5 protein-coding genes are annotated in these 7,608 nt (G+C 63.6%); 2 read left to right on the plus strand and 3 right to left on the minus strand.

The features are described 5' to 3' along the window. Nucleotides 1-53 precede the first annotated feature (53 nt). Nucleotides 54-2,465 carry a TonB-dependent receptor gene (locus tag VGT77_RS11350; RefSeq protein WP_327462619.1) on the plus strand — a complete coding sequence of 804 codons (2,412 nt, stop codon included), beginning with the start codon at nt 54-56 and terminating at the stop codon, nt 2,463-2,465. Nucleotides 2,466-2,668: 203 nt separating this feature from the next. On the opposite strand, the gene VGT77_RS11355 is transcribed toward VGT77_RS11350, so the two are convergent. From VGT77_RS11355 to cysD, 3 genes are all read right to left on the minus strand, one after another. Next, complete coding sequence (locus VGT77_RS11355; protein ID WP_327462620.1) at nt 2,669-4,198, minus strand: CoA-acylating methylmalonate-semialdehyde dehydrogenase; 1,530 nt, start codon at nt 4,196-4,198, stop codon at nt 2,669-2,671. A 66-nt stretch (nt 4,199-4,264) separates the two neighbouring features. Beyond that, the gene (gene cysN / locus VGT77_RS11360) at nt 4,265-6,166 is read right to left on the minus strand and encodes a sulfate adenylyltransferase subunit CysN (RefSeq protein ID WP_327462621.1); all 1,902 of its coding nucleotides are present in this window, start codon (nt 6,164-6,166) and stop codon (nt 4,265-4,267) included. A 123-nt stretch (nt 6,167-6,289) separates the two neighbouring features. Continuing rightward, nucleotides 6,290-7,195: a sulfate adenylyltransferase subunit CysD gene (cysD, locus tag VGT77_RS11365; protein WP_327462623.1), complete on the minus strand. Its 906-nt coding sequence runs from the start codon at nt 7,193-7,195 to the stop codon at nt 6,290-6,292. A 147-nt stretch (nt 7,196-7,342) separates the two neighbouring features. Here cysD and VGT77_RS11370 point away from each other — a divergent pair. Continuing rightward, nucleotides 7,343-7,608, plus strand: a 266-nt coding sequence (locus VGT77_RS11370) for a hydantoinase/oxoprolinase N-terminal domain-containing protein (protein ID WP_327462625.1), incomplete at its 3' end; no start/stop codon positions are given.

Here is a 7,608-nt window from a genome sequence, read left to right on the forward strand (position 1 = left end):
TCTGAAGCCGGCGCTATTGATGCGCCATAGACACATTCAAGGGAGAGTTGCTCATGTCTCGCATTGCACGCCGGACGGCATTGCTGGCTGGAACCTCGTTGCTGCTGACCATATTGTCCACGCCATCGTTGGCACAATCGAGCGCACAGGGTGCCGGAGCCGAACTGGCTGAGGATAATGCCGACATCATCGTGACGGCAACCAAGCGAGCCACTTCGCTGCAGGACGTGCCGTTCTCTATCAATGCGCAGACGCAGGAGGACATCCAGCGCTCGGGCGCGGGAACGCTCGAAGACCTCTCGCGCAATGTTGCCGGTCTGACGATCCAGAATCTGGGACCCGGCCAGAGCCAGGTCTCGATCCGCGGCGTGTCGGCCGGTCAGATCGTCCGTGATCAGCCGGGGGTCAAGGAGCAGGTCGGCGTTTACCTCGACGAAAGCGTCGTGTCGCTTTCGCTGTTCACGCCTGATCTCGACCTATTCGACCTGAACCGCGTTGAGACGCTGCGCGGCCCCCAGGGCACTCTGTTCGGCTCGGGCTCGGTTGGCGGCACTGTCCGCTACATCACAAACCAGCCGACGACCGACAGGATGGAAGGGCAGGTAGAGGCCAATATCAACACGATCGACGGCGGGTCGGTTGGCGGCTCTTTGAAGGGCGCGGTCAACCTGCCGGTCAATGAGCAGATCGCGGTCCGCGCCGTAGGCTATTACACGCGCTATGGCGGCTTTATCGATGCACTGGGTGAAGGCGGTGCAGTCGATCGCAATGTGAATGACGGGGAGCGTTACGGCGGCCGTCTTTCGGTCCTTTTCCAACCGACGGAAAACATCTCCATCACGCCGCGCGTGGTCTATCAGAAGATCACTACGGACGGGTTCAACCGGCAAGAAGTCTATAACCTTTTCGCCAATCCGTTTACGACCAGCCGGCCGACGATCCAGCTCGGCAAGCGCCAGCAATATCTGCTACTCGATGAAGGCTTCCGCGACGAAACCCTGCTCGGCGACTTGACGGCGAACGTGGACATCGGCGCGGTGACGCTCACCTCCGTCACCACCTACATAAATCGCGACATTCTCGTATCGCGCGATGCCAGCGCGCTCACCGGATCGGTCTCGGTCGATCTGGCATTCCCCAGCGCAGCAGTGCTGCTGCCATCCAATCTGCGCGACACCACGGATCTGGAAACCTGGACGCAGGAAGTGCGGCTTGCGTCCAACAACTCCAGCCCATTCCAATGGCTGATCGGCGGCTTCTATTCCAAGATCGACCGCGTTTACGCTCAGCGGCTGCCGACGCCAGGCTATGACGCGTTCACCGATGCGCGTTTGGGAGCGGGCACCTCAGCAGCGGTAGCCAACGGCTTCCCGCTCAACTCCCCCTACAATGCCGATATCCCGTACGATATCGAGCAGAAGGCGGTGTTCGGCGAAGCCAGCTACGATTTCGGAGAGGTTCGGCTGACTGCAGGCGGCCGTTACTACGACTTTAGCGAGAAGCGCGACTTCATCTCTGGCGGCCTGTTCTCAAATGGCGACAGGCGCATTGCCGACCGTACCAAGTCGGACGGCTTCACACCCCGCTTCATCGCCACCTGGGAACCGAGCGCGAACGTGTCGGTCAACCTGCAGGCTGCCAAGGGCTTCCGCCTTGGCGGTGTGAATGATCCGCTGAACCTTCCACTCTGTTCCGGCGGAGCGACGGGTCCGGACGCGCAGATCTACGGCAATCGTCCAACTTACGAGGACGAGACGCTGTGGAACTATGAACTGGGCTTCAAGAGCCAGTTCGGCGGGCTGACCTTCAATGCGTCCGCTTTCCACAACGACATCAAGAACCTGCAGGTAACTGCCGATGCTGGCAGCTGCTCGTCACGCGTCGTCTTCAACGTGCCCGAGGCGCATGCGACCGGCCTCGAGGTCGAGCTGTCCGCTCGCCCGGCGGAGGGGCTAAGCTTCAGTCTCAATGGCACCTATGTCGATTCCAAGTTCGACAGTAGCGTGCTCGACGCCACCGGCGCGGTGATCGCCGGTATCCGCGATGGCAATCGCCTGCCGACCGTTCCCAAGTTCCAGATGTCCGCAAGCGGAAACTACGAGTTCCCGCTCGGCGCCGACTGGACGGGGTTCGTCAGCGGCAGCGTGCAATATGTGGGCGATCGCTTCACCCAGGCCGGCGACCAGGAAAGCAACCCGCGCACCTTTGTCCACGGCCTGCCCTTTGGCGGTGCGCCGGCGAACGCGTCCACCACGCTGGACCTGAAGCTGCCGGACTACACCCTCGTCAACTTCAGCCTTGGCGTATCGACCGAGGGCGGTTTCGAAGTGCAGGCCTATGTGAACAACCTGTTCGACGAAAACCCGCTGCTCTCGTTTGACCGCGAACGTGGCGGTCGCGCGCGGCTTGGCTTCAACATCGGCCAACCGCGTACATTCGGCATCACTGCACGCCAACGCTTCTAATGGCAACGGTCGGGCTGGAACGTGATCCAGCCCGACCGACCGCGGAGATAGCTGACACCTACACGAGCTTCGCTAGCGATAGTCGCGATCTCCGGTCGTGCTTTCTGCGTCCGCGATGCACCCCATACCGCCACATCGGAAAGGAACTGCTCGAGCCTACTCGCTTAAGCGCTCAAGCGCCTTGCTCTCTACTCCTCACATAATCAGCCCATGGTCGGGATAACGAACGCGTCCTGAATGCGGCTAGGGCCGCCGTCTTCCGAGCCCTTGGGCAGGGCCGAGCCGTCAGGCCAGCGCTGCGTCACCGTCTTGGTCTTGGTCCAGAAGCGCACGCCTTCCATGCCGTGCTGGTTGATGTCGCCAAAGGCCGAGCGCTTCCAGCCGCCGAAGCTGTGATAGGCGACTGGCACCGGGATCGGCACGTTGATGCCGACCATGCCGACATTGACCCGCGACGCGAACTCGCGCGCGGCATGGCCGTTGCGGGTGAAGATGGCGACGCCATTGCCATACTGGTGCTCGCTCGGGAGCCTGAGCGCCGTCTCGAAGTCGGGCGCGCGGACGATCTGCAGGACCGGCCCGAAGATTTCCTCCTGGTACGACTTCATCGTCGGCTTGACGTGGTCGAACAGGCTCGGCCCAATGAAGAAGCCTTGTTCATGCCCCTGCAGCGAGAAGCCGCGGCCATCGACGACCAGCTCCGCGCCCTCGTCGACGCCGGTCTGGATCCAGTTCTCGACCCGCTGCTTGTGCGCAGCGTTCACGACCGGCCCGTAATGCGCGTCATTGTCGGTGGAGACGCCGACCCGCAGCGAGGCGATCGCCGGCAGCAGCGCCTCGCGCAGTTCGTTGGCGGTCTTGTCCGTCACCGGCACCACCACCGGGAGGGCCATGCAGCGCTCGCCCGCCGAGCCGAAGGCCGCGCCGGACAGGTCCTTCACCACCTGGTCGATATCGGCGTCCGGCATGACGATGCCGTGGTTCTTGGCGCCGCCCATCGCCTGGACGCGCTTGCCCGCCTCGACGCCGCGCCGATAGACATAGTGCGCGATGTCGGACGAGCCGACAAAGCTCACCGCGCTGATCGCCGGATGATCGAGAATGGCGTCTACCATCTCCTTGTCGCCATGCACGACCTGCAAAATGCCCTCGGGCGCGCCCGCCTCCAGCATCAGCTCGGCCAGCCGCACCGGCACGGTCGGGTCGCGCTCGGAGGGCTTTAGGATGAAGGCGTTGCCGGTCGCGATGGCGACGCCGAACATCCACATGGGGATCATCGCCGGGAAGTTGAACGGCGTGATGCCGGCGCCGATGCCCAGCGGCTGGCGCATCGAATAAACGTCGATGCCGGGGCCCGCCCCTTGCGTATATTCGCCCTTCAGAACATGCGGGATGCCGCAGCAGAACTCGATAACCTCGAGCCCGCGCTGGATGTCGCCCTTCGAGTCCGCAATCACCTTGCCGTGTTCGGACGACAGGATGCGCGCCAGCTCGTCCATGTTCGCTTCAACAAGCGCCTTGAAGTTGAACATGACGCGGGCCCGGCGCTGCGGGTTGGTCGCCGCCCAGGCGGGTTGCGCGGTCTGCGCGGCCGCAATGGCGCGCTCCAGCGTCTCAGCCGTGCCCAGCGGCACGCGCGCCTGCACCGCCCCCGAGTTCGGATCGAACACCTCGCCGAATCGGCTCGCGGCCGCACCCGGGCCGCCGACGATGAAATGATCGATGTCGCGCATGTTGATCTCCGTTCTCCTGGCGCCGCCTAGCGCCAAGAGAGCCGTGCGCACAAGGCGCGGCGGACCTCAGGGGATCAGTTGCGCGATGATCGCGTCGGCCGCCTGCTCGGGTGTCATGGACGTGGTATCGATGCGGATTTCGGGCCGCTCGGGCGGTTCATAGGGGCTGTCGATGCCGGTGAAGTTCTCCAGCTGACCCGCGCGCGCCTTGGCATAAAGGCCCTTCACGTCGCGCCGCTCGGCCTCGGCAAGCGGCGTGTCGATATGGATCTCGAAGAACTCGCCCTCCGGCAGCATCGCCCGGACCATATCGCGTTCGGCGCGGAACGGCGAAATGAAGGCGGTGATGACGATCAGGCCGGCATCGGCCATCAGCCTCGCAACCTCGCCGATGCGGCGGATATTCTCGACCCGGTCGGCATCGGTGAAGCCGAGATCCTTGTTGAGGCCGTGGCGCACATTGTCGCCATCGAGCAGGAAGGTGTGGCGGTTCATCCGCGCCAGCTTCTTTTCGACGAGATTGGCGATGGTCGATTTGCCCGCGCCCGACAGTCCGGTCAGCCACAGCACGGCAGGCCGCTGGTTCTTCAGTTCGGCGCGGCGTTCCCGCGTGACGTCCAACGGCTGCCAATGGACGTTCTGCGCCCGGCGCAGCGCGAAATGGATCAGGCCCGCAGCGACAGTCGCGTTGGTGAATTTGTCGATCAGGATGAAGCCGCCGAGCGTGCGATTGCGTTCATAGGGTTCGAAGACGATCGGCCGGTCGGTCGACAGGTTGGCGACGCCAATCGCATTCAGCTCCAGCGTCTTCGCCGCGACATGTTCGAGCGTGTTGACGTTGACCTGATATTTGGGCGCCTGAACATTGGCGGTGACCGTCTGGGTGCCGAGCTTCAGCCAATAGCTGCGGCCGGGCAGCATCGGCTCGTCGGCCATCCAGATAATCGTCGCCTCGAACTGGTCGGCAGCCTCGGGCGGATCGCCCGCCGACGCGATCACGTCGCCGCGCGAGCAATCGATCTCGTCTTCAAGAGTGAGGGTGACGGATTGCCCCGCCACTGCTTCGTCAAGGTCGCCCTCCAGCGTGACGATCCGCGCGATCCGCGACGTCTTGCCCGAAGGCAACGCGCGCACCTCTTCACCGGCCCGGACGCTGCCGCTGGCGATCAGGCCGGCAAAGCCGCGAAAGTCGAGATTGGGCCGGTTCACCCATTGCACCGGCATTCGGAATGGCCTCGCCCCTTCCGCAGTGACATCGAGTTCGACCGTCTCCAGATGCTCGATCAGCGGCGGCCCATCATACCACGGCGTGTTTGCGGACCGCGCCGTGATGTTGTCGCCCTTGAATCCGGAAATCGGCATGGCGACGAATCCGCCGATCCCGATCGAAGCGGCGAAGGCACGATAGTCGGCAACGATCGCGTCGAAGACGGCCCGGTCATAGCTAACCAGGTCCATCTTGTTCACGGCCAGCACGATGTTGCGGATGCCGATCAGGTGGGCAAGATAGCTGTGCCGCCGCGTCTGGGTGAGCACGCCCTTGCGCGCGTCGACCAGAATGACGGCGAGGTCGGCGGTCGAGGCGCCCGTCACCATGTTGCGGGTATATTGCTCGTGGCCCGGCGTATCGGCGACGATGAACTTCCGCTTTTCCGTCGCGAAGAAGCGGTAGGCGACATCGATGGTGATGCCCTGCTCGCGCTCGGCCGCGAGACCGTCGACCAGCAGCGCGAAGTCGATTTCCTGCCCCTGCGTTCCGACCCGCTTCGAATCCGCTTCGAGCGCGGCGAGCTGATCCTCGAAGATCATCTTCGAATCGTAGAGCAGCCGCCCGATCAGCGTGGACTTGCCGTCATCGACCGACCCGCAGGTGATGAAGCGCAGCAGCGACTTATGCTGATGCCGATGAAGATAGGCATCGATGTCTCGCGCGATGAGGTCGTCGGCGCGGTAGCTATGGTCGGTCACGTATTCACTCCGTCACCCCGGCCTTGAGCCGGGGTCCCGCTTTTCTTTTGGAGCCAAAGGCAGCTGGACCCCGGCTCAAGGCCGGGGTTGACGTGGACTTCACGCTTCGCATGACGTTCCACGTCAAAAATAGCCCTCCTGCTTCTTCTTCTCCATCGACGCATCGCCCGCGTCCTTGTCGATCGCGCGGCCCTGTCGCTCCGAGGTGGTGGTGAGCAGCATTTCCTGGATGACCTCCGGCAAAGTCCGCGCCTCGCTTTCGACCGCCCCTGTCAGCGGATAGCAACCGAGGGTACGGAAGCGGACGGAGCGGGTGACCGGCTGCTCGCCCGGCGCCAGGCGGAAGCGGACGTCATCGACCATCAGGATCAGCCCATCCCGTTCCACCGTCGGCCGCGGCGCCGCGAAATAGAGCGGCACGATCTCGATGCCTTCGAGATGAATATACTGCCAGATGTCGAGTTCGGTCCAATTGGAGATCGGAAAGACGCGGATGCTTTCGCCCCTGTTCTTGCGGGCATTGTAGAGGTTCCACAGCTCCGGCCGCTGGTTCTTTGGGTCCCAGCGATGATTGGCCGAGCGAAAGGAAAAGACGCGTTCCTTCGCTCGGCTCTTCTCCTCGTCACGCCGGGCGCCGCCGAACGCCGCGTCGAAGCCATGTTTGTCGAGCGCCTGCTTCAGACCTTCCGTCTTCCACATGTCGGTGTGGAGCGGGCCATGATCGAACGGATTGATACCCCGCTGCTCGGCTTCCGGGTTCCGGTGGACCAGCAGCTCCATGCCCGCGTCGCGCGCGGCCTTCTCGCGCAGCGCATACATGTCGCGGAACTTCCAGGTCGTATCGACATGAAGCAGCGGGAAAGGCGGCGGCGCAGGGAAGAAGGCCTTCCTGGCAAGATGCAGCATCACCGCTGAGTCTTTACCGATCGAATAGAGCATCACCGGGCGCTCGGCCTCGGCGACCACCTCGCGCATGATGTGGATGCTCTCGGCCTCCAGCCGCTCGAGATGTGTCAGGTTCCTGCCCACGCCCGTCCTTTCGCAGCCCGACTTAAGCCGACGCGCCGCGCCCATGAAGAAACTTTTCCCTGCCCCGCCTCAAGCAGCGGCGACAGGATAGCGCGCCACGAACGCTTGGCCAGTTGCCCTTGCGCTCACGAGAGCTACGAGGCGGACATGACGAATGCAGCGGCTAAATGGCATTTCTGGATCGATCGCGGCGGCACCTTCACCGACATCGTCGCGCTGAGGCCGGACGGAGAGATCGTCACCCATAAGCTGCTCTCCGCAAATCCTGAGCGATACAAGGACTCCGCCATCCAAGGCATCCGCGGTCTGCTCGGGCTGGCTGACGGGGCGCCGCTCCCCACCGAGCGCATCGGCAGCGTCAAGATGGGCACGACGGTCGCCTCCAATGCGCTTCTGGAGCGCGCGGGCGAGCC

Origin of the sequence: Sphingomonas sp. (genome assembly GCF_035944535.1) — a bacterium.
Taxonomy (GTDB): domain Bacteria; phylum Pseudomonadota; class Alphaproteobacteria; order Sphingomonadales; family Sphingomonadaceae; genus Sphingomonas_B.

Excerpts from the sequence above, each read along its gene's own strand:
- VGT77_RS11350 (WP_327462619.1), top strand. The coding sequence starts at position 54 with ATGTCTCGCATTGCACGCCGGACGGCATTGCTGGCTGGAACCTCGTTG.
- VGT77_RS11355 (WP_327462620.1), bottom strand. The coding sequence starts at position 4,198 with ATGCGCGACATCGATCATTTCATCGTCGGCGGCCCGGGTGCGGCCGCG.